Consider the following 24844-nt stretch of genomic DNA (forward strand, 5'->3'; position numbering starts at 1 on the left):
CATAAAGCGCGGATAGTGGTGGGCGGCCAGCAGCACCGCCTTGTAGCCGGCGATATTGGCCTGCGAACTGAGCACGTCCAGGCTCTGCGCCCGGGAAGTACGCGGCGCGGCTTCCAGGGCGAAGGCGATGATGCCCTGGGCATTCAGGCGGGCGATGGTCTCGTTGCTGAACGGATTGAGCATGCCGACCAACACCGCGCCGGCCTTCATATGGCTCAGCTCGGCATCGCTCGGGGCCACGACCTTGAGCACCAGGTCGGCAGCGAAGGCAGCGGCATCGCTGCCGATGCTCGCGCCAGCCGCCGCAAAGGCGCTGTCGGGAATGCTGGCGCTGATGCCGGCTCCGCTCTGCACCGTCACCTGATGGCCCTGGCCAACCAGTTTCTTGATGGTTTCTGGCGTGGCGGCTACCCGCGTTTCGCCGGCATGGGTTTCGAGAGGAACACCGATGTGCACGTCAAATCTCCTGCGTGATCTTTTTTAATGAACCGGCGCACTGCGGATGGCACGGCGGCGAAGGGAGGATCAGCACAAATCACCCTAGCAAAAGCTATGTTGCGGGCGGGGCGGCATTTTGCAGGCGCAGCATAAGTCGTTCAAGGCGTTATGGAGTAAAACCTTGCGACAACTACAAGTCACTCAGCGACTTGCAGGCCATTATTTTCGGCAAAGGCTTGCCGGACGGGGCCGCCAGGGTTATTGACGAATATTTTCAGCAGCCGCGGCATGGCTGCCATGAATGGCCGCCCATCAAATCGCTGTTACGCAGGCAACCGGGGGGTAAAGCCCTGCTATTGCGGGGTTATACCGGCTTTTATGTGCAATAAATTGGACGCCAGCGCTCGCTAGCAACCGCCAGACTGTAGTCGCCTGCTTTGCTGACTACGGGGTCAACTTAGTCTGAATCACTCAGGCTAAAAGGGTCTGCCAGCGCGAGCAGGAATACCGGGCGGGGTGGTGGCAGCGCAATTGCTTCGCTTGCTGTCGTTTATTCCAGACCACTGCCCCGGGCATAGTCCCGCGCTTGCCGCACCAGCCAGTCGCGAAAGCTTTGCAGCGCCGCGGATTCCACTTTGCGCTCGGGAATCATCAGGTAATAGGCCTTGTCGCTGCTGTAGGCATGGTCCAGCGCCAGCACCAGGCGGCCTTCGCTCAGCTCCCGCTGAATCAGAAACGGCGGAATCAGGGCCATGCCCATCTCGTGCATGGCCGCCTGGGCCAGCATGGAGAACAGTTCGTAGCGCGGCCCGCTCATGTCCCGGGGCACATTCAGGCCCAGCGAGCCGAACCACTGCCGCCAGGCATAGGGCCGGGTGGTCTGCTGCAGCAGCGGCAGGCTGGCGATCCGCTCGGCGCTGAGGCCGCTTTGCCCGGCGAGCAGCGCCGGGCTGCACACCGGCATCGGGTTTTCGCGCATCAGCAGGTGCGAGGCCGTGCCTGACCAGTCGCCATCGCCGAAATACACCGCGGCGTCGAACTCGGTGTCGGCAAACAGAAAGGGTCGGGTGCGGTTGGTCAGGTTGACCGTGACCTGCGGGTGCAGGCGCTGGAAATCCTTCAGGCGCGGCAGCAGCCACTGGGTGCCGAAGGTCGGCACCACCGCCAGCTCGATGCTCATCGCCCCCTGCTGCCCCATCACCGCCAGGGTGTCGCGCTCCACCGCATCCAGCTGGGTCGCCACCCGGCGGGCATAGGACAGGCCGGCCTCGGTGAGCTTGACCCCACGCCGCGAGCGGCGGAACAGCTCGACGTTGAGAAACTCCTCCAGGCTGGCAATCTGTCGGCAGATGGCGCTCTGGGTCAGGCTGAGTTCTTCCGCGGCGCGGGTAAAACTCTGGTGCCGCGCCGCCGACTCGAAGGCGACCAGGGCGGCAGTACTGGGAATCTTGCGACGCATCTATGCGGCAGCCTCACTGATAAGTCGAAAATTGCCTGCTAAAACTATCTCGAAGTGCGGATTATGCACAATAGCGTGCGTAATCCTCGTTTGCCTGCTGCGCGGATGCCGCCTAGGATCAATCCACCAGCTACTCCTGTAGGAGCAAGCGTGCTGGCGATGCCTTTGATCGCCAGCAAGAACTAGGCGTCCCCCTGGCTCCTACAAGACGCCCGACCCATTTCGACCGAGGATTTCTCTTATGGCCGCCAAGGCAAGCTTCAACTGGATCGACCCGCTGCTGCTCGACCAGCAACTGACCGAAGAAGAGCGCATGGTGCGTGACAGCGCCCAACAGTTCGCCGCCGACAAGCTGGCACCGCGGGTAATTGAAGCCTTCCGCCATGAGCAGACCGACCCGAAAATCTTCCGCGAGATGGGCGACACCGGCCTGCTCGGTGCGACCATCCCCGAAGCCTACGGCGGCAGCGGCCTGAACTATGTGTGCTACGGCCTGATCGCCCGCGAAGTGGAGCGCGTCGACTCCGGCTACCGCTCGATGATGAGCGTGCAGTCGTCCCTGGTGATGGTGCCAATCTTCGAATTCGGCAACGAAGCCACCAAGCAGAAATACCTGCCCAAGCTGGCCAGCGGTGAATATATCGGCTGCTTCGGCCTGACCGAACCGGACCACGGTTCCGACCCGGGCAGCATGATCACCCGCGCCAAGAAGGTTGACGGCGGCTATCGCCTGAGCGGCGCGAAGATGTGGATCACCAACTCGCCCATCGCCGACGTATTCGTCGTGTGGGCCAAGGACGATGCCGGCGAGATTCGCGGTTTCGTGCTGGAGAAGGGCTGGCAGGGCCTCAGTGCCCCGGCGATTCACGGCAAGGTCGGCCTGCGTGCCTCGATCACCGGCGAAATCGTTATGGACAACGTGTTCTGCCCGGAAGAAAACGCCTTCCCCGACGTGCGCGGCCTCAAGGGTCCGTTCACCTGCCTCAACTCCGCCCGCTACGGCATCAGCTGGGGCGCACTGGGTGCCGCCGAAGACTGCTGGCACACCGCCCGCCAGTACACGTTGGACCGCAAGCAGTTCGGTCGCCCGCTGGCCGCCAACCAGCTGATCCAGAAGAAGCTGGCCGATATGCAGACCGAGATCACCCTGGCCCTGCAGGGCTGCCTGCGCCTCGGCCGGATGAAGGACGAAGGCACCGCCGCGGTGGAAATCACCTCGATCATGAAGCGCAACAGCTGCGGCAAGGCCCTGGATGTCGCCCGCCTGGCCCGCGACATGCTCGGCGGCAATGGCATCAGCGACGAATTCGGCGTAGCCCGCCACCTGGTCAACCTGGAAGTGGTGAATACCTACGAAGGTACCCACGACGTCCATGCACTGATCCTGGGTCGGGCGCAGACCGGTATTCAGGCGTTCTTTTAAACCTGCCCTCCAGGTTACGCCCTCGGACCGTAGGGTGGATGACGCTCCTTTCATCCACCTTCTCTACCGCATGGTGGATGGATAAAGCGCCAGCTACGCGCCCCGATCCACCCTACGCAGGAATTTTCCCCATGCCCGGCGCACTCTCGCATATCCGCGTTCTCGACCTGTCCCGCGTGCTCGCCGGGCCCTGGGCCGGGCAGATTCTCGGTGACCTGGGTGCCGAGGTGATCAAGGTCGAACGCCCGGGCAGCGGCGATGACACCCGTCACTGGGGCCCGCCCTATGTGAAGGACAGCGAGGGCAACGACTCGCGCGAGGCGGCCTATTTCCAGAGCGCCAACCGCAACAAGCAATCGGTGACCCTGGACTTCACCCAGGCCGAAGGTCAGCGCCTGGTGCGCGAGCTGGTGCAGAACTGCGACGTGCTGCTGGAAAACTTCAAGGTCGGCGGGCTGGCGGCCTACGGCCTTGACTATGAATCCCTGAAGGCGCTCAACCCGCGCCTGATCTACTGCTCCATCACCGGCTTCGGGCAAAACGGGCCCTACGCCAAGCGGGCAGGTTATGACTTTATGATCCAGGGCCTCGGCGGACTGATGAGCCTGACCGGCAAACCAGAAGGCGAGGAGGGTGCCGGCCCCATAAAGGTCGGCGTCGCCCTGACCGATATCCTCACCGGCCTGTACGCCACGGTCGGCGTGCTGGCAGCACTCAACCAGCGCGAGCAGTCCGGCCTCGGCCAGCATATCGATGTAGCGCTGCTCGACGTGCAGGTGGCCTGCCTGGCCAACCAGGCAATGAACTACCTGAACACCGGGGTCGCGCCCAAGCGCCTGGGCAACGCCCACCCCAATATCGTGCCCTACCAGGATTTCCCCTCGGCCGATGGCGACTTCATTATCGCCGTGGGCAACGACGGGCAATTCCGCAAACTTTGCGAGGTTGCCGGCCTTCCGGCTTTGGCCGACGACCCGCGTTTTTCTTCCAACCAGGCCCGCGTCGCCCACCGCGCCGAGCTGATTCCGCTGCTGCGCCAGGCCACGGTGTTCAAGAGCACCGCCGAGTGGATCGCCCTGCTGGAGCAGGCCGGCGTACCCTGCGGGCCGATCAACGACCTGGCCCAGGTGTTCGATGATCCCCAGGTCAAGGCCCGCGGCCTGCGCATCGAACTGCCCAACGGCCTGGGCAGCACCACCCCGCTGGTGGCCAGCCCGCTGCGCCTGTCTAAAACCCCGGTGGAATACCGCAACGCGCCGCCGCTGCTCGGCGAACACACCGAGCAGGTGCTGACTCAACAGCTGGGCCTAAGCGCGGAACAGATAGCCGCCTTGCGCGAAGCCGGAGTGCTGTAAACCCCCGATCGTCAATCGGCCACGTAGGGTGCGCCGTGCGCACCAGGAACCCGCAGCCTGGCTCAGGTGCGCACGGTGCACCCTACTTGTGTCGAGCCTGCAGCGCCGCCCACCAGCCGATGGCGAGCAGGGCGCAACCCCGCCGCCCCGATGGTGCAATGCTCAGCTCGCGCCAGCGATCACGCCGCCACACAGCAGGGCTGCTGCAGCTTGCGCAATTGCTGCTGCGCGGCCAGGCGCAGCACATACCCCAGTTTGAGCAGGCCCGGGCCGATGATCGTCAGCGAGTGAGCCGTCACCAGGCTGCCCATGCTCAGCTGCGCCTCCAGGCCATAGGCCCCCAGCAAGCCGCCGAGCAATAGCAGCACGCCAACCAGCAGCATGCGATTCGCCAGTTGCAGTACCCGCAATGGGCAGGATAGGTATGCCAACATCATCCACCTCCTGGGCCGCGCGCTTACCCCTCCAGCGCGCTGGCCGGACCGAAAAACTCGTAATGGCTCTGGCTTGGCGGCACACCGAGTTCCTCCAGGTGCCGCTTGATCTGGGCCATAAAGGGCTTGGGCCCGAGGAAGTAGGCGTCCAGATCACGCTGCTCGGGCAGCCATTGCTCGAGCTGCTCCAGGCTGAGGAAGCCCTCGGCATCGGCCGCATCGCCGGCGCGTGGCTCGCTGTAGCACACGTAGTGACGCAGATGTGGCCGCGCCGCGCCCTGGCTGTCGACCCAGTCACGGAAGGCATGCACCCCGGCGTGTCGCGCGCAGTGGATAAAGTGGATCTCGCGACCACTGTCCCTGGCCGCCTCGAGCATGCTCAGGGCCGGAGTGATGCCGACCCCGGCGCTGATCAGCACCAGCGGTCTGCTCGACTCGCGCAGGACGAAGTCTCCGGCCGGCGGGAACAGCTCCAGGCTGGCACCGACCTGCAGCTTATCGTGCAGGTAGTTGGACACCTTGCCGCCCGCCTCGCGCTTGACGCTGATGCGGTACTCGCGGCCATCGCCCAGGGCCGACAGCGAGTAGTTGCGCCGTTGCTCCTCGCCGTCCAGCAGCAGGCGCAGGCCGATATATTGCCCCGCCTGGAACGGCGGCAGGCTGCCGCCGTCGGCCGGTGCCAGGTACAGCGAGACGATTTCCTCGCTCTCCTGCACCTTGCGGCTCAGGCGAAAACTACGCGCCCCGCGCCAGCCGCCTGGCGCGCTGGCGGTGGCGGCATAGGCGGCCTCCTCGGCCCCGATCAGGATCTCCGCCAGCTGGCCATAGGCCCCGGCCCAGGCGGCTATCACCGCATCGGTGGCGATCTCGGCCCCCAGCACCTCGCGGATCGCCTGCAACAGGCAGCTGCCGACTATGGGGTAGTGCTCGGGGAGGATCTGCAGCGACACATGCTTGTTGACGATCTGCCCGACCAGCGGGCCCAGGGCTTCGAGCTTGTCGATATGCCGGGCGTACATCAGCACCGCATTGGCCAAGGCGCGCTGCTGGCCGCCGCTGGCCTGGTGCGCCTGGTTGAACAGCGCGCGCACCTCGGGGTACTGGCTGAACATCAGCTGGTAGAAGTGCCGGGTCAGGGCTTCGCCGCCGGTTTCCAGCAGCGGTACGGTGGCCTTGATCAGGCTGATCTGTTGCGGGCTGAGCATTAGGGTGACTCCTGCAGGGCTGGCACGCCGCGCTTGCTGACGTGCTAAGTTCGTATCACCCTGAGTACTACAGAAATCGTGCCACTAAATTTATTCATATATTTCAATTACTTATTAATTTTGCTGTATTTATGACAGCAACTATTTCGAGTCCAAATGACAGCTAAAGTGTCCTTATGACAGCAAACCCACTGCTCACCGCCCTGATTCCCCTGGTCGCCGACCTGGCCCGCGAGCTGCCGGAGGCCGAGCGCTATCGCCGCCTGCTGCAGGCCCTGCGTCAGCTGCTGCCCTGCGATGCCGTGGCCCTGCTCAGGCTCGACGGCGAGCAACTGGTGCCCCTGGCGGTGGAGGGCCTGAGCGCCGACACCCTCGGCCGCCGCTTCAAACTCAGCGAACAGCCGCGCCTGCGGGCCCTGCTGGCCCAGCGCGGACCGACCCGCTTCGCCACCGACTGCGAACTGCCCGACCCCTACGACGGCCTGGTCGAGGGCCACCGCGGCCACCTGCAGGTGCACGACTGCCTGGGCTGCCCGCTCTATGTCCAGGACCAGCCCTGGGGCCTGCTGACCCTGGATTCCCTCGACCCGGCCAGCTTCGGCAGCGTCGACCTGGACAACCTGCAGGCCTTTGCCAGCCTGGCCGCCGCCACCGTCATGGCCAACGAGCGGATCAGCCTGCTGCAGCGCCGCGCCGAGGACGAGCACCAGCTGGCGGAAATCTACAAGCAGGCCGCCGGCCAGCAGCGCCCGCGCGAGCTGATCGGCCAGAGCCCGGCGCATAAACAGTTGCAGCAGGAAATCGCCCTGGTCGGCGACAGCGAACTGAGCGTGCTGATCAGCGGCGCGACCGGGGTCGGCAAGGAGCTGGTGGCCGAAGCCATTCACGCCGCCTCGCCCCGGGCGGCGCGGCCGCTGATCAGCCTCAACTGCGCGGCGCTGCCGGACAACCTGGTTGAAAGCGAGCTATTCGGCCATGTCCGCGGAGCCTTTACCGGTGCCCACAACGAACGCCGCGGCAAGTTCGAACTGGCCGACGGCGGCACCCTGTTTCTCGACGAGGTCGGCGAACTGCCACTGGTGGCCCAGGCCAAGCTGCTGCGCGTGTTGCAGAGCGGCCAGTTGCAGCGGGTCGGGGCCGACCGCGAACAACGGGTCAATGTGCGGGTGCTGGCGGCGACCAACCGCGACCTGGCCGAAGAGGTGCGCGCCGGACGCTTTCGCGCCGACCTCTATCATCGCCTCAGCGTCTACCCGCTCAAGGTGCCGACACTGCACGAGCGCGGCCGCGACGTATTGCTGCTGGCCGGTTACTTCCTCGAAGAAAACCGCGCGCGCCTGGGCTTACGCAGTCTGCGCCTGAGCAGCGAAGCGCAGAAGGCCCTGCTGGCCCACGACTGGCCGGGCAATGTGCGCGAGCTGGAACACCTGATCGGCCGGGCCGCGCTCAAGGCACTGTCGGCCTGCAGCGAACGTCCGCGCATCCTCAGCATCGACACCCGCGCCCTCGACCTGCCCGACAGCCAGCCCGCAACGCTCGCCCCCGCGCCTAGCGCCCCCGTCGCAAGCAACAGCCTGCCCCTGCGCGAAGCCTTGGACGCCTACCAGAAGCAGCTGATCAGCCAGACCCTCGACCGCCACCAGCACAAATGGGCCACCGCCGCCCGCGAACTGGGCATCGACCGCGCCAACCTGATCCGCCTGGCCAAGCGCCTGGGCTTGCAGTGAGTCCGACGAGTCACAAGGGGCAGGATCAGCCCGCAGATAACCTGCGCAAGGGCGGGGCATCGCGATAACCACAGCGCCTCGCCAGCGCTCTACTCGGTTAGTTAGTCGGTGGCCGGCGTATCGCCGCGCCCCAGCACGTCGCCTGCCCAGCTCAGGGCGGCCACCACGGTGGGGAAACCGATGGTGCTGGTCAGCGCGATCAGGCAGTGATGGATCTGCTCCTCGGTCGCGCCGGCAGCCAGGGCCCGCCTGACATGGCTATGCACCGCGCCCTCCGAGCGAATCGCCGCGGCGGCGGCGAGCTGCACCAGTTGCACGGCCTGCTCGTCCAGCGGGCCGGCATGCCGCACCACCGCACCCAGCGACTCCACGGCGTCAAAATAATCCGGATGCTGCTGCTTGAAGCGTTGATAGGTGTCGAGTTTTCTCTTCCTGTCCATGCTGCTCTCCACGAGGTGGGTGTGCCACGGCGTATTACCCTGTTCAGCGTAAACCCTCTTGGGCACAAGAGCAGGCGAGCCGACCGGAGAGTGGAGAGCACAACAGTTAGCGGGGGAGTGAGGCTGTGGCGGTGACTAGGGCCGGTCGCACTTTTGCCACAGCCAAAAAAAGGGCCTAGGTTTTCACCTAAGCCCTTGTTTTATATGGTGCACCAGGCGGGATTCGAACCCACGACCCCTGCCTTCGGAGGGCAGTACTCTATCCAGCTGAGCTACTGGTGCAGCGCGGGCGCAATCATACCCATGTCGCCGGCGGGCGTCCATGCCAGGGGCCGTTGCGTTACGCCAGCAGCGCCGGTTGTCGGCAAAACACCGGCAGCGTCTGGCTCCTTGTGTGCAATTCTGCACGGTGCTCGGCCTCGATCAATAACGGCTCTAGCGCACGGGGCCTGGCAAATTTGCGTTAATTTTTTCGAACAGGCTATTGCCCTTTACCCCTCTTGACCCTAGGATTCGTTTGAGATTTCAAACGTTCTGGCGCAAATTGCCTGAAAGCCCGGCACATTTCCGCCCGACCGCCGCCCACCCGCGGCAACAACCGCCAAACAATAGTGTACGCGCGCTGCCCAGCGGCGTACCCCCACTACAAGTGCCGACGCCCGGGTGTCGGAATTTAGGAGACTGCCATGCAACTGAAAGACTCCCAGCTGTTCCGTCAGCAGGCTTATATCGACGGCACCTGGCTGGACGCCGACAACGGCCAGACCATCAAGGTCAACAACCCGGCCACCGGCGAAATCATCGGTACTGTGCCGAAGATGGGCGCAGCGGAAACCCGTCGTGCCATCGAAGCGGCTGACCGTGCCCTGCCGGCCTGGCGTGCCCTGACCGCCAAGGAGCGCTCGAACAAGCTGCGCCGCTGGTTCGAGCTGCTGATCGAGAACCAGGACGACCTCGGCCGCCTGATGACCATGGAACAGGGCAAGCCACTGGCCGAAGCCAAAGGCGAGATCGTTTACGCCGCCTCCTTTATCGAGTGGTTCGCCGAAGAAGCCAAGCGCGTGTATGGCGACGTGATCCCCGGCCACCAGCCGGACAAGCGCCTGATTGTGATCAAGCAGCCGATCGGTGTGACCGCCGCCATCACCCCGTGGAACTTCCCTGCGGCGATGATCACCCGTAAAGCCGGCCCGGCCCTGGCCGCCGGTTGCACCATGGTGATCAAGCCGGCTTCGCAGACGCCGTTCTCCGCCCTGGCCCTGGTCGCTCTGGCCGAGCGCGCCGGCATTCCCAAAGGCGTGCTGAGCGTGGTCACCGGCAGTGCCGGCGATATCGGCGGCGAGCTGACCAGCAACCCGATCGTGCGCAAGCTGAGCTTCACCGGCTCCACCGACATCGGTCGCCAGTTGATGGCCGAATGCGCCAAAGACATCAAGAAGGTTTCTCTGGAGCTGGGCGGCAACGCGCCGTTTATCGTGTTCGACGATGCCGATCTGGATAAAGCCGTCGAAGGCGCGCTGATCTCCAAATACCGCAACAACGGTCAGACCTGCGTGTGCGCCAACCGCCTGTACATTCAGGACGGCGTTTACGACGCCTTCGCCGCGAAGCTGGCCGCCGCCGTGGCCAAGCTGCAAATCGGCAACGGCCTGGATGACGGCACCACCACCGGCCCGCTGATCGACGACAAGGCCGTGGCCAAGGTGCAGGAACATATCGCCGATGCCCTGAGCAAAGGCGCGCGCCTGCTCACCGGCGGCAAGCCGCACGCACTGGGCGGCAGCTTCTTCGAGCCAACCATTCTGGTCGACGTGCCGAACAGCGCTGCAGTGGCCAAGGAAGAAACCTTCGGCCCGCTGGCTCCGCTGTTCCGCTTCAAGGACGAGGCCGACGTGATCGCCATGTCCAACGACACCGAGTTCGGCCTGGCTTCCTACTTCTATGCCCGGGACCTGGGTCGCGTGTTCCGTGTAGCGGAAGCCCTGGAATACGGTATGGTCGGCGTCAACACCGGCTTGATCTCCAATGAAGTCGCACCGTTCGGCGGCGTGAAAGCCTCCGGCCTGGGCCGTGAAGGCTCGAAGTACGGCATTGAGGATTACCTGGAAATCAAATACCTCTGCCTGGGTATCTAATCCTGGCGAAGTAGCATTAATCCCGCCGAAGACGCACGAGAGTGCTGCGCCTTCGGCTTTTATATGGACATACCTGTGGCCGAGCGTGCTGTGACAGTCGATCATCGAATACTGCCCAGCCGTTGCCGGCAACACATCCTTGAACCACGCCGACGCTAACCGGCGAATGAGGACCTTATGAGCAAGACCAACGAATCCCTGATGCAACGCCGCACCGCCGCCGTACCGCGCGGCGTGGGCCAGATCCATCCGATCTTCGCCGACCGCGCGGAGAACGCCACCGTTATCGACGTTGAAGGTCGTGAGTTTATCGACTTCGCCGGCGGCATCGCCGTGCTCAACACCGGCCACCTGCACCCGAAAGTGATTGCTGCGGTGCAGGAGCAGCTGACCAAGCTGACCCACACCTGCTTCCAGGTGCTGGCCTACGAGCCTTACGTCGAGCTGTGCGAGAAGGTCAACGCCAAGGTCCCGGGCGACTTTGCCAAGAAGACCCTGCTGGTCACCACCGGCTCCGAAGCGGTGGAAAACGCGGTGAAGATCGCCCGCGCCGCCACTGGCCGTGCCGGCGTGATCGCCTTCACCGGCGGCTACCACGGCCGCACCATGATGACCCTGGGCCTGACCGGCAAGGTCGCGCCGTACTCGGCCGGCATGGGTCTGATGCCCGGCGGTATCTTCCGCGCCCAGTACCCGTGCGAGCTGCACGGCGTCAGCACTGACGACGCCATCGCCAGCATCGAGCGCATCTTCAAGAACGACGCCGAGCCGCGCGATATCGCCGCGATCATCATTGAGCCGGTGCAGGGCGAGGGCGGCTTCTACGTCGCGCCGAAGGACTTCATGCTGCGCCTGCGTGCCCTGTGTGATCAGCACGGCATCCTGCTGATCGCCGACGAAGTGCAGACCGGTGCCGGCCGTACCGGCACCTTCTTCGCCATGGAACAGATGGGCGTCGCCGCCGACCTGACCACCTTCGCCAAATCCATCGCCGGTGGTTTCCCGGTGGCGGGCGTGTGCGGCAAGGCCGAATACATGGACGCCATCGCCCCGGGTGGCCTGGGCGGCACCTACGCCGGCAGCCCGATTGCCTGCGCCGCGGCCCTGGCCGTGATGCAAGTGTTCGAGGAAGAGCAGCTGCTGGAGCGCTGCAAGGCCGTCGGCGAGCGTCTGGTCACCGGCCTCAAGGCCATCCAGACCAAGCACAAGGCCATCGGTGATGTGCGCGCCCTCGGTGCGATGATCGCCGTCGAGCTGTTCGAAGACGGCGACCTGCACAAGCCGAACGCCGCCCTGACCGGGCAGATCGTCGCCAAGGCCCGCGACAAGGGCCTGATCCTGCTGTCCTGCGGCACCTACGGCAACGTGCTGCGGGTGCTGGTGCCGCTGACCGCCGAAGATGCCCTGCTCGACAAGGGCCTGGCGATCATCGCCGAGTGCTTCGACGAACTGGCGTAAGCGCAACGGCTACAAGAAAACCCGCTTCGGCGGGTTTTCTTTTGGCTATGCCCCAGTGCGTGTTGCGTCCAGGCGTGGGCGCTTAAGGGTGAAGGGGGCCTGACTTAGTAGGTTCCTGGCCGTTATCCGGATAAAGTCCGGGAGCGGTTTTGCACCGGGCATCGCTCCCCGGATTGCATCCGGGCTACAGCCATCAGCCCTGGCTCAGCAACTCGCGGAGGATATCCAGCGCCGGGTCGATATCCGCGGTCTCGATGGCACCGAAGCCGAACAGCAACCCAGCCATGGCCGGGCCCTCGGCGTAGAAGGACGCGAGGTCGCCCAGCAGCAGTCCACGCTCGGCCAGCCGCGCGCACAGTCGGCGGGTATCCAGCGGCTGACGCAGACGCGCCGCCAGGTGCATGCCCGCCACGCTCGGCAGGGGTTCCAGCCAGCCACCCAGGTCGCCGCAGAGCCGCGCCAGCAGATGCTGGCGGCGTTGCGCGTATTCACGCTGCAGGCGTCTTGTGTGTTTGGCGAACGCGCCGCTGCTGATGAAGTGCGCCAGCGCCAGCTGCTGCAGGCTCGCGCTGTGCCGGTCGGCGAGGGACTTGGCCGCCGTCAGCTCGCGGCGCAGGGCAGGCGGCATCAGCAGGTAACCGAGGCGCAGCTCGGGAAACAGAGTCTTGGAGAAGGTCCCGACATAGGCCACCCGGCCCTCGCTGTCGAGGTTCTGCAGCGACTCCAGGGGGCGGCCGTCGAAGCGGTACTCGCCGTCGTAGTCATCCTCGATGATCAGCACCTGCCGCCCCCGCGCCCATTCCAGCAGCTCCAGGCGGCGCTGCAGGCTCATCGGCTGGCCCAGCGGGAACTGGTGCGAGGGCGTCACATAAACCAGCCTGGCCTGTGCCGGCAGCAGGTCCACGCGCAGCCCCTCGGCATCCACCGGCACGCCGAGCACCCGCGCGCCGGCCGCGCTGAAGATCGCCCGCGCCGGCGGGTAGCCCGGCTCCTCGACCACGGCCAGATCGCCCGGTTCGAGCAGCACCCGCGCCAACAGGTCGAGGGCCTGCTGCGCGCCCTGGCTGACCAGGATGTCGTTCCAGTCGCAACGCACCGCGCGGTTGATCGCCAGGTAACGGGCGATCGCCAGACGCAGCTCCGGATCGCCCAGCGGCTCGGCATAGAAGGCCGGACTGCGCGCCTGCAGGCGCAGGGCACGTTGCACGCACGCGCGCCAGGCGTCGAAGGGGAAGCGGCGCTTGTCGGTGGTACCGCCGGCGAAGCTATAACGCTGCGCCTGCTGCAGGAACGGCTGCCAGTCGGCGGCGATGGCGCGCCAGTGCGGATTGGCCCGCAGCGCGGCCGCCGCCGGGCGAGGGCGTTCGACCGCTGCCAGCCTGGCGCTGACATAGGTGCCGCTGCCCACCTTGCCCTGCAGAAAGCCCTCGGCGGCCAGTCGCTCGTAGGCTTCGCCGACCGTCTTGCGCGACACCTGCAGGCGCACGGCGAGAAAGCGCATCGACGGCAGACGGTCACCGGCGGCCAGGCGGCCGTCGAGAATGGCGACGCGCAGCTGGCGGTAGAGTTGGCCGGCCAGGTCCTGGCTGCCGTCGAGGGTCAGATGGAGCTCCATCGAATTGGCTACCTGTTATTTCCATAAATTGGCCATTTGTGGTGGCCAAGCTGCGCCCTAGGATAGTGCCAAGGGCTCGCGGAGGGCGAGCCCGCGACTAGAGGAAGAAACGATGAGCGCCCGCCTCAACTGGTACAAGCTGTCCCCCGATGCCTACAAGGCGATGCTCGGCCTGGAACAGGCCCTGGAGCAATCCGGCCTGGAGCTGTCGCTGCTGGAGCTGGTGCGCCTGCGCGCCTCGCAGCTCAATGGCTGCGCCTACTGCGTGAACATGCACGCCAACGATGCGCGTCAGGCCGGGGAAACCGAGCAACGCCTGCAGTGCCTGAGCCTATGGCGCGAGACCACGTTCTTCACCCCGCGCGAACGCGCCGCCCTGGCCTGGGTCGAGAGCCTGACGCTGCTGCCGCAAGCGGGCGCGCCGCAGGCGCGCTTCGAGAGCCTGCGCGAGCAGTTCAGCGACAAGGAGATGGTCGACCTGACCCTGGCCATCAGCACCATCAACGCCTGGAACCGCTTCGGTGTCGGCTTTGCCCTGCAGCCCGAGTGAAGCACGCGCCTTGCCAGTTGCATGGGCTAAGCGACCTGCTCGTCAGGGCGTCGAGCCCGCCGGCAAGCGGCTGAAGCCCGACTCGCTCAGCCGCGCATCGGCCAGCCCGGCCAGCGGCTGCGGGCGCGCAATATAGTAGCCCTGGGCGTAATCGATACCCAGGGCCCGCACGCACTCCAGGGTCGCCTGGTTTTCGACGAACTCGGCCACGGTGCTCAGGCCCAGCTGGCGGGCGATCTGCTGCATGGAGCCGACCATGGCCTGGTTGATCGGGTCGCTCTCCAGGCCGCTGATAAAGCTGCCGTCGATCTTGACGATATCCAGCGGCAGGTGGCGCAGGTAGGCGTAGGAGGCGAAACCGCTGCCGAAGTCGTCCAGCGCCACCTTCAGGCCCTGCTCGCGCAGCTGCCTGATCCATTGCGCCGACACCCCCAGCTCGCCGAGGGCGACCATCTCCGTGACCTCGATGCACAGCTTGTCGGCCGGCAGCTTGTGCCGTTGCAACTGGCTGTGCAGCAACTGGTGGAACTCGGCATTGAGCAGGGAGCTGGCGGTCAGGTTGAGGTTGACCTGGGCCAGCTGCTGCACATGGCGCGGGTTGTCGGCCAGCCACTGGCACAGGCTGAGCAGCACCCAGCGGTCGATGGCCCCGAGGAAGCCGTAGCGCTCGGCCGCGCCGAGAAACTGCGCGGGGCTGGACAGCTCGCCGCTGTGCGGGTCGCGGTAGCGCAGCAACACCTCGTAGCGTAGGCCATCGGCGGCCCCCTGCAGCGGCATCACCGGCTGGTAGAACAGCTCGAAGTGATCCTGCTCGATGCCGTCGCGCAGGCGGGTAATCCATTGCAGTTGGCGCTGGTGTTCGAGCAGCGCGCCATCGGCCGGATTGAAGCGCTGCACCCGGTTGCGCCCCTGGTGCTTGGCCAGCTGGCTGGCGCTGTCGGCCCAGGACAGGGCGGTTTCCCAGTCGCGGACCCCGCTGTCGAGTTCCAGCAGACCGATACTGACCTGCACGCGAAAAGGCCGGCCCTGCCAGGTGAAGACGAACTGCTCGACGCACAGGCGCAGATTTTCCGCCTCGGCGAGGGCCGTCCGCCCATCCGCGCCGCGCAGCAGCACGGCGAACTCGTCGCCGCCGATACGCGCCAGCTCGGCATCCGCCGGCAACTGGTGTTGCAGATGCGCGGACAGCTGACGCAACAACTGGTCGCCGGCCGAGTGGCCGCCGAGGTCGTTGACCTGCTTGAACTGATCCAGATCCAGACACAGCAGGTGGCTGAACGGCCGCCCGCTGGCCCCCTTCAGACTGTCCTGCAGCAGCCGCTCCAGTTCGCGGCGGTTGAGCAGGCCGGTCAGCGAGTCATGGGCCGCCAGGTGCTGCAGGCGTTCCTCCAGGGCGCGCCGCTCGCTGAGGTCGACCACTATGCCCTCGATGCAATCCTGCTCCGGCCGTTGCTGCAGGGCCAGGTAGACCCAGTGCACCCGGCCATCGAGCCCCTGCAGCCGACACTCCTGGCTACCAGCCGGCTGCTCGCCCTGCAGCAGCGCCAGGCGTTCGCGCCACGGCTCGCGGCCGAACAGCGCCTGCATGTGCAGGCCCTCGACCATCTGCCCGCCGAGCAGCGCAACGAAACTGGGGTTGGCCTCCAGCAGCAGCCCGGCCCCGCTGCAGCGAAAGATCCCCTCGCTGCTGTTGCTGAACAACGCCTGGTACTGCTGCAGGTGGCTGATCGCCTGGGCCCGGCTGTGCAACAGGTCGCGCCGCACCTGTTCCAGCTGCTTGTCGAGCATGCCGCCGAACAGCAGCAGGCTGATGGCCGGCAGGTACACATGCAGGTAATTGAACCCGGGGATCGGCGGCACCAGCCCGGCACGCCCCAGGGGCACCAGCAACAGCAGCAACAGCGCCGCGCTCCAGCACCACAGGTAGCCGACCGCATAGGGCCGGCGTTGGCGCACGCCGAGCAGGAGCAGGCCGAGCTGAACGGCACCGGTCAGCAGGATCAGCAGGTTGAGTGTCTGGTAGGCGCGATGCTGGCCGTAGCTGACGATGGTCCAGCCGCAGACCAGCAGGATCAGGGCGAAAAAGCCATTGCGCAGATAAACCAGCCGGCCCAGCCTGAGCTTTAGCGCACTGATCAGGAACAGGCTGCTGAAGATCATCATCGCCGGATTGGCCAGGTTGCCCAGCTGCATCGGTAGCCATGGCCACTGCGGCAGCCACAGCGCCACCAGGCCATGCTGCGCGGCGTTGTACAGGGCCACGCCGAACAGGGTCAGGCAGAACCACACCAGCTGCGGCTCGCGCAGGGTGCTGAACTTGATCAGGTAGAACAGCATCAGGCTCAGCAGCGCGCCGAGCAGCAGGCCGCTCTGCAGCCAGTCACGGGCCAGCAGCAGGCTGCTCTGCTCGGCAGCGACCAGCTGCATCGGCAGGCTGATCGACGAGCCGCTCTGCACCCGCAGCAGCAGGGTGTGCGGCCCCTGACCCAGACGCGGCAGGCTCAGCATAAAGTGCGGGTAGGGTTCGCCACGCTCGAGAAAGGGCCGGTGGTCACCGCTGTAGTAGGGCGCGATCAGGCGCTCGCGGTCGTACAGCCAGACTTCCAGGTCGTCGAGAAAGGGGTGGGCGATGATCAGGTTGAGGCGCGCCGCGGCCGGGGCGTCCAGGCGAAAGGCCAGCCACCAGGCGCTGGCCGAATAGCCCATATGTGGCGTGCCCCGGGTCAGCACCCCCTGGGCGTCGATCGACTCCAGCACTTCCCCGGCGGTCAGGCTGGCACTCGGGTCTTCCAGCATCAGGGCCGCGGGCACCGCGACCGGCCGGACCAGGGCGTCACCGTCCAGGCTGAGCATGGGCGGGGCGGCATGACTCGGGCTGGCGAGCAGGCAGAGGCCGAACAACAGGCCGAGCACAGGAGACTTGAACAGCTGGAGCATCCGTACGCCTCAATGGACTGTGAAAGCGTCAAGGCTCAGGCTGAACACAGCCCGCCAGTGCCTGGTGAGTCGACGCTGGGGAATTCTAGCTGAGAACAGGCGACTCGATGGCGCTGATGGTCTCACCCGGGGCCAGTAACAGGCCGCCGATGCTGCACACGCCGAAACGATTCTTCACGGCCAGCCCGTAACAAAAGCGCCCAGGCAGCCTCTATAGTGGCTACAGACCGGCTGGCAGCACGCAAACCGCGGTAACGCCAGCATCAAGGAGCCAAACACCGTGCACGCCATGCTGCCCCTGCTCGACCAACTGGCTTTTCCGGCGATCCGCCGGGGCCAGCTGCAAGCGCTGCAGATCAACCTGACCTACCGCTGCAATCAGCGCTGCCTGCATTGCCATGTGAATGCCGGGCCGACCCGCACCGAGGCCATGACCGACGAGAGCCTGGCCCTGCTGCACCGGGTGATCGACGCCCACCCGGTGCACACCCTCGACCTCACCGGCGGCGCGCCGGAGATGCACCCGCGTTTTCGCGAGATCGTCCTGCATGCGCGGCGCGAGGGCCTGCGGGTGATCGACCGCTGCAACCTGACCATCTTGAGCGAACCGGGTTATGAGGACCTCGCGCAGTTTCTCGCCGAGCAGGGCGTGGAAGTCACCGCCTCCCTGCCTTGCTACTCGCGCGATAACGTCGACAAGCAGCGCGGCGATGGCGTATTCGACGCCAGTATCCAGGGCCTGCAACGGCTCAATGCCCTGGGTTATGGCCAGCCGGGCAGCGGTCTGATCCTCAACCTGGTGTACAACCCGCAGGGCCCCAGCCTGCCGCCGCCGCAAGAGGCGCTGGAGGCCGACTACAAGCGCCACCTGGCCGAGGACTTCGGCATCCGCTTCGACCACCTGCTGTGCATCACCAACCAGCCGATTGCGCGCTTCGGCAGCACCCTGGTCAGCAAGGGTCAGTTCGCCGCCTATATGCAGCTGCTGCGCGACAGCTATCGGCCGGAAAACCTCGAACCGCTGATGTGCCGTTCGCTGATCAGCGTCGACTGGCAGGGCTACCTGTACGACTGCGACTTCAACCAGATGCTCGACCTACCGCTTGAGTTGCCCGAGCTGATCGGCCGCGAGCGCCCCCATCTGCGCGACCTGCTCACGGCAACGCTTACCGGCAACCCCATCGTCACCCGCGACCATTGCTACGCCTGCACCGCCGGGCAAGGTTCCAGCTGCGGTGGCGCGCTGAATGACTGAACGAACCGCACCCTACGCGACGGCATAACCCTTAATTAAGGATCGGTCCATGCAACCCACCAGTCTTACCGGGCTGTTTTTCTGGGGCTTTCTCCTGGTCTACGGCGCGCTGATGCTCGCCCTGTCGCCACGCGCCGTAACCCTGGGCGGTTTCTTCAATGGCGAGGACAGTCGCGGCCGCAGCGCAGCGCCCTGGCTGCTGACCTCAAGCATCTTTATCAGCTGGATCTTCGCCAAATCGGTGACCAATGCCGCCAATCTCGGGGCCAGTTACGGCCTTGTCGGCGGCCTGGCCTATGCCATGTACTGGCTGTCGATTCCGCTGACCGGCTTCGTCATCTACCGCCTGCGCCGGCGTTATGCGGCCACCGGCCTGGTCAGCTTCTTGAGCAGCCACTACGGCCGTGGCGCGGCGCTGGCGTTTTCCGCCGCGATCCTGATCCGCCTGTTCAACGAGGTGTGGAGCAACACCGCGGTGGTCGGCGGCTATTACGGCGACTCCGGCAGCTTCGAATTTATCGCCTCGGCCCTGCTGTTCACCGCCGTGACCCTGGCCTACAGCCTGCGCGGCGGCCTGCGCAGCTCGATCCTCACCGACGCGGCGCAGGCGGCGATCTTCGTCGTCGCCCTGGTCTGGGTGCTCGGCCTGGTGCTGCCACAGCATTCGCCGGCCGAGCTGGCCAGCACCAGCCACTGGGCGCTGAATGCCGGCGTCGACCTGCTCCTGGTCGCCGGCCTGCAGGCCTTCAGTTACGGCTTCCATGATCCGGTGCTGACCGACCGCGGCTTTATCAGCGAAGAAAAGACCATGCGCCGCTCCTTCGTGATTGCCGGGGTGCTCGGCTTTATCGCCATCCTGGCCTTTAGCCTGATCGGCGTGCATGCGCAGCTGGAGGGTATCGCCACCTCGGACAATGTGCCCGCCGCCCTGGCCAAGACCCTGGGCATCGGCGCGCTGCTGATCATGACCGTGGTGATGGTCTCGGCCGCCGGCTCGACCCTGGATTCGACCTTCTCCAGCCTGGCCAAACTGGCCGGGCGCGAGCTGCCGAAACTGGCCGGCCGCGACCTCGGGCAGAAAGCCATCGGCGTGGGCATGGCGGTGATGGTGGTCTTTGCCCTGCTCGGCAATCTGCCGATGATCGCCGGCACCGATATCCTCAAGGCCACCACCATCAGCGGCACCATGGTCATCGGCCTGGCCCCGGTGTTCGTCCTCCACGGCCTGACCACGCCAACCCGCCTGGGCTTCCACCTGAGTTTCTGGACCGGCCTGGGCCTCGGCATGGCCCTGACCCTGAACTGGATTCCGCAGAGCTGGGCCATAGGCGACGGCAAATACGCATTGCTGCTCGGCACCAACCTCTACGGCCTGGGACTGTGTGTGCTGGGTTATTTGCTCCCAGGCTGGCTACGGAGGGCAGCATGATGCTGCTGGGCTTCGTAGGGTGCGCTGTGCGCACCAGGCATCTGCCTGCGGTATTGGTGCGCACGGCGCACCCTACCCCTGTTTGGCGGGGGCTAGAGCCTGATGCGCGCCGGCCGTGACTGCCCGCTGGACTACCGCCTGGCCGCGGATGCCTTTAGCGGCGAGCCGCTATTCGCGTGTGAAACCCTCTACGTGGTCGGCGGCCTCTATGGCAATCGCCAGGCCCTGGCCGCACTGCAACGGCGACTGGCGGCCGAACCGAAGGCGCGCGTGGTGTTTAACGGCGACGCCCATTGGTTCGACCGTGATCCCGAGATTTTCCAGCAGATCGAGCAGGGCATCAGTGCCCATCTGGCCTTGCGCGGAAATGTCGAAACCGAATTGGGCCGCGCGGACGACAGCGGTGCCGGTTGCGGTTGTGCCTACCCGATGAGCGTGGATAACGCGGTGGTCGAGCGCTCCAATGCCATTCAGCAGGAACTGAACAGTACCGTGCAGGGTTTGCCCGGTATGGCCGAATGCCTGACCGCACGGCCGGCCACCGCCCTGGTCAGCGTCGGCGGCCGGCGCGTGGCGATCAGCCATGGCGATGAACAGTCGCTGGCTGGCTGGAATTGCTCGCGGCAAGCGCTGAGCGAACCGGCGCGTCAGCAGCAGCTGGATGCCTGGCTCGCCGCCCAGGATGTCCAGGTGCTGGCCACCAGTCATAGCTGCGCGGCGGTGGCATTGAACCTTGAGCACGGCGCGCTGACCAATAATGGCGCGGCCGGCATGCCCAACTTTGCCGGCGGCCGTTACGGCCTGTTGAGCCGCATCGCCACTACGCCGCATCCGGCGGCGCTGTACCGCTGCCAGCGCGACGGCCTGTATATCGAGGCCCTGCCGCTGAACTACGACCACCATGCCTTTCTCGCCGACTTCGACCGCCAGTGGCCCACCCATAGCCCGGCGGCGTTGTCCTATCGTTCACGGGTGCTCGGCCAACTGAGCGACCGCCCCGAACACGCCCTGCTGGCCGGTTTCAGTCTGTGCCAAAGCCTGTGCACCCTGGAGACACTGACCGATGAATAGCCGCAAACTCGCCCTGATGGGCCTGATCCTCGCGCTGCTGGGCAGCTTTTTTGTCTTCGACATCGGCCAGTACCTCAACCTCGACGCACTTAAGGCACAGCAGGCGGCGCTGAATGCCCAGGTGGCAGCGCAGCCCTGGCAGTCGGCCGGCCTGTTCTTTCTCGCCTATGTGGCGGTAACGGCACTCTCGCTTCCCGGCGCGGCCTTGATGACCCTGTTGGCTGGCGCGCTATTTGGCCTGTTCGAAGGCTTTGTCCTGGTGTCCTTCGCCTCCACCCTGGGTGCCAGCCTGGCCATGCTCAGCAGCCGCTTTCTGCTGCGCGACTGGGTGCAGGCGCGCTTCGGCCAGCGCCTGTCGGGCATCAATGCGGGTGTCGAGCGCGAAGGCGCGTTCTACCTGTTCGCCCTGCGCCTGGTACCGGTGTTCCCGTTCTTTCTGATCAACCTGGCCATGGGCCTGACCCGCCTGCCGCTGCGCACCTACTGGTGGGTCAGCCAGCTCGGCATGCTGCCGGGCACCCTGGTCTACGTAAACGCCGGGCGCGAGCTGGGCCAGCTCGATTCGCTGGCCGGCATCCTCTCGCCAGGGCTGCTCGGTGCCTTCGTCCTGCTCGGGCTGTTCCCCTTGATCGCGCGCAAGCTGCTGGGCCTGATCCAGGCGCGGCGGGTGTATGCCGGCTGGAACAGGCCCAGAGTCTTCGATCGTAACCTGCTGGTGATCGGTGCCGGGGCTGGCGGTCTGGTCAGCGCCTATATCGCCGCCGCGGTCAAAGCCAAGGTCAGCCTGATCGAGAAGCACCAGATGGGCGGCGACTGCCTGAACACCGGCTGCGTGCCGTCCAAGGCGTTGCTGCGTTCGGCCAAGCTGGCCAACGAGCTGAAAAAGGGCCCGGCACTGGGCTTTAACGGCGTGCAGGGCCAAGTGGATTTCCCCGCGGTGATGCAGCGTATCCAGCGGGTCATCGCCGATATCGAACCCCATGACTCGGTCGAGCGCTACACCGGCCTGGGCGTCGAAGTGATCCAGGGCGAGGCGAAACTGGTTTCGCCCTGGGCGGTGGAAGTGGGCGACCAGCGCCTGAGCGCGCGCAGCATCATTATCGCCGCCGGCGCGCGACCGCTGGTGCCGAAGATCCCCGGTATCGAGGAGGTACAGGGCTACACCTCGGATACCATCTGGAGCCTGCGCGAGCAGCCGCGCTGGCTGCTGGTGCTGGGCGGCGGGCCGATCGGCTGCGAGCTGGCCCAGGCCTTCCAGCGCCTCGGCAGCCAGGTGATTCAGGTGGAACTGGCCGAACGCCTGCTGCCGCGCGAAGACGCCGACGCCAGCGAGCTGGTATTCAATAGCCTGCGCAGCGACGGCGTGGATGTACGCCTGCAGCACCGCGCCGAGCGCTTCGAAGTGGTGGATGGCGAGCAGCGCATGGTCGCCCGCCGCCTGGACACCGGCGAGGAGGTGACCATCGCCTTCGATTGCCTGCTGCTGGCCCTCGGCCGGGTGGCCAATGTCCGCGGCTACGGCGTCGAGGAGCTGGGCCTGAGCGTGCGGCCCAACGGCACATTGGAAACCGACGAATACCTGGCCACGCGCTTCCCCAATATCTACGCGGTGGGGGATGTCACCGGCCCCTACCAGTTCACCCATGTCGCCGCACACCAGGCCTGGTATGCCGCGGTCAACGCGCTGTTCAGCGGCTTCAAACGCTTCAAGGTGGATTACCGGGTGATTCCCGCCTGCACCTTCACCGATCCCGAAGTCGCCCGCGTCGGTCTCTCCGAAGGCGAAGCCAAGGCGCAGAACATCGCCTATGAAGTGACCCGCTACGGCATCGATGATCTGGACCGGGCGATCGCCGACGAGGCCGCCCATGGCTTCGTCAAGGTGCTGACCGTGCCGGGCAAAGACAAGATTCTCGGCGTGAGCATCGTCGGCGAACACGCCGGCGAACTGCTCGCCGAATATGTGCTGGCGATGAAGCACGGCCTCGGCCTGAACAAGATTCTCGGCACCATCCACACCTATCCGACCATGGCCGAGGCCAATAAATACGCCGCCGGCGAGTGGAAACGCGCGCATGCGCCGCAAGGGCTGCTGCGCCTGGTCGAGCGTTTTCATACCTGGCGCAGAAGCTGATGCGCGCCCTGTTAATCACCCTACTGTTAGCCACGCCCTTGGCCCTGGCCGATAACCAGCTAACGCCCTGGACCTCTGGCCCGCCCGAGGGCGAATGGTCGCCACCCTGGCGGCTGGCGGATATCCCCAAGCTCAAGCCGTCGCAACGCAGCCTGGTCGCACAGGAGGACCAACAGGTGCTGCGGATCAAGGCCGACAGCGCCGCCGGTGGCCTGCTGCATCCCTTGAATTTGAATGGCGCAGAGCCCTGGCAGCTGAGCTGGCAATGGCGCACCGAGCAGAAACTTGAGCAGGCGCGCTTCGCCACCCGTGAAGGTGACGACTACGCGGCGCGGGTCTATGTGCTGCTGGATTACCCGCTCGATTCACTGAGCTTTATCACCCGGCAGAAGCTGCGCCTGGCGCGTACCTTCTTCGACCCCGACCTGCCGGCGGCGACCCTCAGCTACGTCTGGGACAACCGCCAACCGCCGGGCAGCCAGGCCCGCAGCGCCTACACCGAAACGGTGGAGATGCAGGTGCTGCGCGGCCCGGAAGCGCCGCTCGGACGGTGGCTGGAAGAGTCGCGGGATCTGCGCGCGGACGCCATCGCCGCCTTCGGCAGCGCGCCGCGCAAGATTCTCGGTGTAGTGTTTGCCGCCGACAGCGACAACACCGGCGAGTCGGTGGAAAGCTATTTCGCCGCCCCCAGGCTGGTCGAGAGTCCGTAGGGTGCGCCGCGCGCACCGCCAACAACGCGGGACATAGGTCAATCGGCGCGTCCGTCAGGCCGAATTAAGCTGAGCCTTGAGCAGGTCGCGGAAGGTCTGCAGCAAAGGTTCCCGCGAGCGCCCGCGGCGCAGAATCAGCGAGAAGGGGGCCTGGTAGCCGAAGGTCGCCGGCAGCAGCACCTTGAGCCGACCCTGGTCGACCCAGGGCTGCGCGTAATGCTCGGGCAGGTAACCGATATAGGCACCGGACAGCACCAGGATCAGCTGCGCCTCCATCGACTCCACAGTCGCCGCGCTGTGCTTGAAACCGTGGCGGGCCAGCTCGGCCTGACTCCAGTAGCCGCGGCCAACCATGCGCTGTTGGGCGATCACTTCCTCGGGGATGCGCCGCGCACCAAACAGCGAGTGCCGCTCGCTGCAATACAGCCAGTGCTGCTCACGGTACAGCGGCTGGTAGACCAGGCCGTTCATCCGCGTGGAAAACGCGCCAATGGCCAGGTCCAGGCGGTTATCCAGCACCGCCAGTTGCAGCTCGTAAGGGCTGGCCACCGACAGATGCAGGTGCACCGCCGGATGCTCCTGGCTGTAAGCGCCGATCACCTCGGCCAGGGGCAAGGCCGGGTCGCTGACGGTGGAATCCAGCACGCCGAGGTTGAGGGTGCCGCGCAACTCGCCCTTGAGCGCCGCCGAATAACGCTCGAAGCCTTCCAGCTCGCCGAGCAGGCGCAGGGTCTCCTGGTGGAACAACTCGCCCTTGCTGGTCAGGCTGAAACCGCCGCGACCGCGATGACAGAGACTGAGGCCCAGCTGGCTTTCCAGCTGGCTCATATAGGTGCTGATCGCCGAGGTCGACAGATTGAGCTCCTGCTGCGCCGCGGCAAAGCCCTGGTGGCGCACCACAGAGGCAAAGATGCGCAGCAGTTTTAGATCGGGCAGGGCGCTGGTCATGGGGTTCTCCTCGGCTCGTGCAGAAATCGATGGTGCGCACAGCGCACCCTACGGCAGGCGGCCCACCGCGTAGGCCGCGCGCACCAGGATCATCGGCCCAATGTAGAGCAGAGCCGCTTAG

General features: G+C 65.7%; 18 protein-coding genes, 1 tRNA gene and 1 pseudogene. 11 read left to right on the plus strand and 9 right to left on the minus strand.

The window, feature by feature from the left end; all coding sequences use genetic code 11:
- A pseudogene (locus AACY13_RS19265) lies at positions 1–456 on the minus strand (NAD(P)(+) transhydrogenase (Re/Si-specific) subunit alpha); the annotation flags it as partial.
- Positions 457–988: 532 nt separating this feature from the next.
- Positions 989–1897, minus strand: coding sequence for a LysR substrate-binding domain-containing protein (locus tag AACY13_RS19270; RefSeq protein ID WP_339463195.1), 909 nt, complete (start codon positions 1895–1897; stop codon positions 989–991).
- A gap of 241 nt (positions 1898–2138) precedes the next feature.
- On the opposite strand from AACY13_RS19270, the gene AACY13_RS19275 reads away from it, so the two are divergent.
- Positions 2139–3320 carry an acyl-CoA dehydrogenase gene (locus tag AACY13_RS19275; protein ID WP_339463196.1) on the plus strand — a complete coding sequence of 394 codons (1182 nt, stop codon included), beginning with the start codon at positions 2139–2141 and terminating at the stop codon, positions 3318–3320.
- Positions 3321–3451: 131 nt separating this feature from the next.
- Positions 3452–4675, plus strand: coding sequence for a CaiB/BaiF CoA transferase family protein (locus AACY13_RS19280; RefSeq protein ID WP_339463197.1), 1224 nt, complete (start codon positions 3452–3454; stop codon positions 4673–4675).
- A gap of 179 nt (positions 4676–4854) precedes the next feature.
- Here the strand turns inward: AACY13_RS19280 and AACY13_RS19285 are convergent, their stop codons facing one another.
- Positions 4855–5109 carry a transmembrane sensor/regulator PpyR gene (locus AACY13_RS19285; protein WP_339463198.1) on the minus strand — a complete coding sequence of 85 codons (255 nt, stop codon included), beginning with the start codon at positions 5107–5109 and terminating at the stop codon, positions 4855–4857.
- Between the two features lie 23 nt (positions 5110–5132).
- Positions 5133–6314, minus strand: a complete 1182-nt coding sequence (hmpA, locus tag AACY13_RS19290) for an NO-inducible flavohemoprotein (protein WP_339463199.1) — start codon at positions 6312–6314, stop codon at positions 5133–5135.
- A 176-nt stretch (positions 6315–6490) separates the two neighbouring features.
- Here hmpA and norR point away from each other — a divergent pair, with 176 nt between their 5' ends.
- The gene (gene norR / locus AACY13_RS19295) at positions 6491–8041 is read left to right on the plus strand and encodes a nitric oxide reductase transcriptional regulator NorR (RefSeq protein WP_339463200.1); all 1551 of its coding nucleotides are present in this window, start codon (positions 6491–6493) and stop codon (positions 8039–8041) included.
- Positions 8042–8142: 101 nt separating this feature from the next.
- Here norR and AACY13_RS19300 read toward each other — a convergent pair whose 3' ends face one another.
- Positions 8143–8481 carry a carboxymuconolactone decarboxylase family protein gene (locus AACY13_RS19300; RefSeq protein ID WP_339463201.1) on the minus strand — a complete coding sequence of 113 codons (339 nt, stop codon included), beginning with the start codon at positions 8479–8481 and terminating at the stop codon, positions 8143–8145.
- Positions 8482–8686: 205 nt separating this feature from the next.
- Positions 8687–8763: transfer RNA gene (locus AACY13_RS19305), tRNA-Arg, on the minus strand.
- 404 nt (positions 8764–9167) lie between these two features.
- Here AACY13_RS19305 and gabD point away from each other — a divergent pair.
- Both gabD and gabT read left to right on the plus strand, forming a co-directional pair.
- Positions 9168–10616, plus strand: a complete 1449-nt coding sequence (gabD, locus tag AACY13_RS19310) for an NADP-dependent succinate-semialdehyde dehydrogenase (protein WP_339463202.1) — start codon at positions 9168–9170, stop codon at positions 10614–10616.
- 177 nt (positions 10617–10793) lie between these two features.
- Positions 10794–12074 carry a 4-aminobutyrate--2-oxoglutarate transaminase gene (gene gabT, locus AACY13_RS19315; protein ID WP_339463203.1) on the plus strand — a complete coding sequence of 427 codons (1281 nt, stop codon included), beginning with the start codon at positions 10794–10796 and terminating at the stop codon, positions 12072–12074.
- 193 nt (positions 12075–12267) lie between these two features.
- Here gabT and pdxR read toward each other — a convergent pair whose 3' ends face one another.
- Positions 12268–13689 (minus strand): MocR-like pyridoxine biosynthesis transcription factor PdxR, encoded by a 1422-nt coding sequence (gene pdxR, locus AACY13_RS19320; RefSeq protein WP_339463204.1) that lies wholly within the window; start codon positions 13687–13689, stop codon positions 12268–12270.
- 112 nt (positions 13690–13801) lie between these two features.
- Between pdxR and AACY13_RS19325 the strand changes: the two genes are divergently transcribed.
- On the plus strand, positions 13802–14239 hold the full coding sequence (locus AACY13_RS19325; protein ID WP_339463205.1) for a carboxymuconolactone decarboxylase family protein: 438 nt from the start codon (positions 13802–13804) through the stop codon (positions 14237–14239).
- Positions 14240–14281: 42 nt separating this feature from the next.
- Here AACY13_RS19325 and AACY13_RS19330 read toward each other — a convergent pair whose 3' ends face one another.
- Positions 14282–17176, minus strand: coding sequence for an EAL domain-containing protein (locus AACY13_RS19330; protein WP_339463206.1), 2895 nt, complete (start codon positions 17174–17176; stop codon positions 14282–14284).
- Positions 17177–17465: 289 nt separating this feature from the next.
- On the opposite strand from AACY13_RS19330, the gene arsS reads away from it, so the two are divergent.
- The 5 genes from arsS (at position 17466) to AACY13_RS19355 (ending at position 23775) form a co-directional block, all read left to right on the plus strand.
- Complete coding sequence (gene arsS / locus AACY13_RS19335) at positions 17466–18431, plus strand: arsenosugar biosynthesis radical SAM (seleno)protein ArsS (RefSeq protein WP_339463394.1); 966 nt, start codon at positions 17466–17468, stop codon at positions 18429–18431.
- Between the two features lie 49 nt (positions 18432–18480).
- Positions 18481–19860, plus strand: a complete 1380-nt coding sequence (locus tag AACY13_RS19340; RefSeq protein ID WP_339463207.1) for a sodium:solute symporter family transporter — start codon at positions 18481–18483, stop codon at positions 19858–19860.
- Between the two features lie 102 nt (positions 19861–19962).
- Positions 19963–20931 (plus strand): hypothetical protein, encoded by a 969-nt coding sequence (locus tag AACY13_RS19345; RefSeq protein ID WP_339463208.1) that lies wholly within the window; start codon positions 19963–19965, stop codon positions 20929–20931.
- Positions 20924–23065 (plus strand): FAD-dependent oxidoreductase, encoded by a 2142-nt coding sequence (locus AACY13_RS19350; protein ID WP_339463209.1) that lies wholly within the window; start codon positions 20924–20926, stop codon positions 23063–23065. The genes AACY13_RS19345 and AACY13_RS19350 overlap by 8 nt, the downstream gene beginning before the upstream one ends.
- Entirely contained in the window at positions 23065–23775 is a 711-nt protein-coding gene (locus AACY13_RS19355; RefSeq protein WP_339463210.1) for a DUF3047 domain-containing protein, read from the plus strand. Before AACY13_RS19350 ends, AACY13_RS19355 begins: the two co-directional genes overlap by 1 nt.
- A 54-nt stretch (positions 23776–23829) precedes the next feature.
- On the opposite strand, the gene AACY13_RS19360 is transcribed toward AACY13_RS19355, so the two are convergent.
- Entirely contained in the window at positions 23830–24723 is an 894-nt protein-coding gene (locus AACY13_RS19360) for a LysR family transcriptional regulator (protein WP_339463211.1), read from the minus strand.
- Positions 24724–24844 lie beyond the last annotated feature (121 nt).

Origin of the sequence: Pseudomonas sp. EA_105y_Pfl2_R69 (assembly GCF_963970915.1) — a bacterium.
GTDB lineage: Bacteria > Pseudomonadota > Gammaproteobacteria > Pseudomonadales > Pseudomonadaceae > Aquipseudomonas.